We start from the raw sequence: 2,641 nt of genomic DNA on the forward strand, positions 1-2,641 counted from the left end.
CGCCAGCTCACCAAGGGGCTGCCATGGCAGGTCATGCTCGACGACGAGCACATTCCGGAACTCCGGGCGTTGGTTCGACGGACCAGCCCGTCAAAGAGGAAGGCATCATGAAACTGTCGGGTCGCCAATGATCTCGTACCAGCGCTCCACCGGAACTTGGCTGGTGATCAGCAGCGATGCGCTGCCGTAGCGGTCCTCCACGATCTCCAGCAGGTCGCGCCGCTGCTCGGCCGTCAGCGGCTCCGGGCCCCAGTCATCGAGGATCAGCAGGTTCACCCGGGCCAGCGAGCGCAGCAGGCCGGCATAGCGCCCGTCGCCGCGCCCGAGCGCCAGGGCGGCGAACAGCCGCGGCGTGCGTTGGTAGAGAACCGAGAGGTCCTCCCGGCACGCCTTCTGCCCGAGCGCGCAGGCCAGCCAGCTCTTGCCCACCCCGGTCGGCCCGGTGATCAGCACGTGGCGGTGCTCGCGCACCCAGTCGCAGCCGGCCAGCCGCAGGAACAGCGTGCGGTCGAGCCCGCGCGCGGCGCGGAAGTCGACGTCCTCCACGCTGGCGTCCTGGCGCAGCCGGGCCCGCTTGGCGCGTGCCTCGAAGCGCTTGTGCCGGCGCAGCGTCGCTTCCTGATCCAGCAGCAGGCCGAGCCATTCGGCATGCCCGAGTTCGGCCGCCTGCGGATGGCCGGCCAGTTCCTTGAAGCCCTTGGCCATGCCCTGAAGGCCAAGCTCGTGCAGCAGGTCGAGGGTGGGGTGATGCAGCATGGAGGTCTCCTCAGTGGAAGTAGCGCGAGCCGCGGATGTTGGCGTGCACGAGCGGCGCGCCATCGGCGTCACGCCGGTGCGGTTGGCGATCGAGGTGATGGGTGAGGATGGAGGCGATGCTTTTGTAGCCGAACGCGCCGATCTCCAGCGCCCGGACCGAGACGGCCTCGGCGCGCTCGCGGTTCGGTCCGCGGAACAGCCGCAGCACGCCCAGGCAGGTGCGGAACCCCTGCTCGGGATGGTGGCGCTGCGCCAGGATGGCGGTGATCAGCCCCTCCGTGTTGGGGCCGAGCACCCGCGCCTCGCGCAACAAACGCTCCGGCGTCCACTCGGCGTAGCGCCGGTGTGCGCTCGGCATGTGCTCGGCGTCGGTGCCGTGGCGGGCGCCGCCGTAGCGGCGGACATGGGCGGCGACGCGGCCACCGCGGTGGAAGACCTCCACGGTGCGCGCCGTGACGCGGACGTCGACGGGCTGGCGGATCAGGGCGTGGGGAACCGAGTAGTAGAAGCCCTCGACCTCGACGTGATAGTCGAGGCCGACCCGGGCCAGCTTCCATTCCGCGTATTCGTACGGCTCGGCCGGTAAGGGCTGGAGCGCCGGCCGTTCGGTTTGTCGGAACAGCTCCTCACGGCTCACGCCCAGGCGGCGCATGACACGCCCGTTCATGCGCGCCATCACCTCGCGGATCGCCGCGTTGGCTTCTTCAAGCGAGAAGAAGGTGAGGTTGCGCAGCCGGCCCAGGATGTAGGTCTGGGCGAAACGGACGCCGGCCTCGACCTTGGCCTTGTCGCGCGGGCGCCGCGGCCGGGTCGGCACGACGCCGACACCGTAGTGGGCGGCCATCTTGCCGTAGCTGCGGTTGATCTCCGGGTTGTAGAAGGACGCCTTGTGGACGCCGGCCTTGAGGTTGTCCGGCACGATGAGCCGGGGCACGCCGCCGAGGAAGGCGAACATGCGCACGTGCGCGCCGATCCAGTCCGGCAGGCTCTGCGTCCAGCTCGCCTCGGCGTAGGTGTAGTTGGAGGCACCGAGCACGGCGATGAACAGCTCCGCCTCGCGCACGACGCCGCTGACCGGATCGACGATCGCCAGCTTCTTGCCGGAGTAATCGACGAACACCTTGTCGCCGGCGACATGGTGCTGGCGCATGGTGGGCGACAGCCGGCACTCGAACTCCCGGTAGAGTTCGCAGAAGCGGCTGTAGCCGTATCCGTCGGCATGGTCCTGTCGGTATTCCTCCCATAGCAGGCTGAGCGTGACGCCGGGACGGCGCATCTCGCGCACCAGCGCGCTCCAGTCGGGCTCGTGGCGCCGACGCACCCCCGCCTTGACGCCAGCCCGCACGAACAGCCGCTGCTCCAGTTCGGCATCGGTGATGTCGTCCGGCAAGGGCCAGGTGAGCCCGGCGGTGGCCAGCCGCTCCAGGTATTCGTTCAACGTGCTGCGGGCGACGCCGATCTGCTGAGCAATCGCCCGATCGCTCATGGTTCCGCTCGCGCGCAGCCGCATCAATTCGCGGATTCGCCGCATGGACAGCCTCTTCGCTGGCATCCCACCCCTCCTCGTCGACACGATGGGGGCAGGATGCGTCGTGGACGCTGACCCGCGGGACGTTCGTCACGCCATCCAGCCGGTTCGTGGCCGGCAGGTGGCCGCTTTCAGATCGGAACGGTGGCCCGACTTCAAATCGGAATCGTGGCCGGCTTCATGTCGGAATGCCGGCCGCCTTCACGTCGGAATGGGTGGCCGCTTTCAATCGGAATGAATGAATGAGGGTTTTTGCTGGGTCCCGCCGAGCACCGAGCGGTGCCGCGGCGTCGGGCGGGACGCTGCAAAAGCCAGATTGAACGAAGCCGCGCCGGTGCGGACAGCTATGGGAATAGT

The 2,641-nt window shown here is 68.8% G+C and carries 2 protein-coding genes; both read right to left on the reverse strand.

Annotation, left to right across the window (positions count from 1 at the left end; translation table 11 throughout):
- Positions 1–105: 105 nt before the first annotated feature.
- Entirely contained in the window at positions 106–756 is a 651-nt protein-coding gene (istB, locus tag ACSVDD_RS29555) for an IS21-like element helper ATPase IstB (protein ID WP_448192991.1), read from the reverse strand.
- 10 nt (positions 757–766) lie between these two features.
- On the reverse strand, positions 767–2,287 hold the full coding sequence (gene istA / locus ACSVDD_RS29560) for an IS21 family transposase (protein WP_448192992.1): 1,521 nt from the start codon (positions 2,285–2,287) through the stop codon (positions 767–769).
- Between the last annotated feature and the right edge of the window lie 354 nt (positions 2,288–2,641).

The organism is Azospirillum terrae, assembly GCF_053470425.1.

Coding starts and splice junctions, on each gene's coding strand:
- istB (WP_448192991.1), bottom strand. CDS start 756: ATGCTGCATCACCCCACCCTCGACCTGCTGCACGAGCTTGGCCTTCAG.
- istA (WP_448192992.1), bottom strand. CDS start 2,287: ATGCGGCGAATCCGCGAATTGATGCGGCTGCGCGCGAGCGGAACCATG.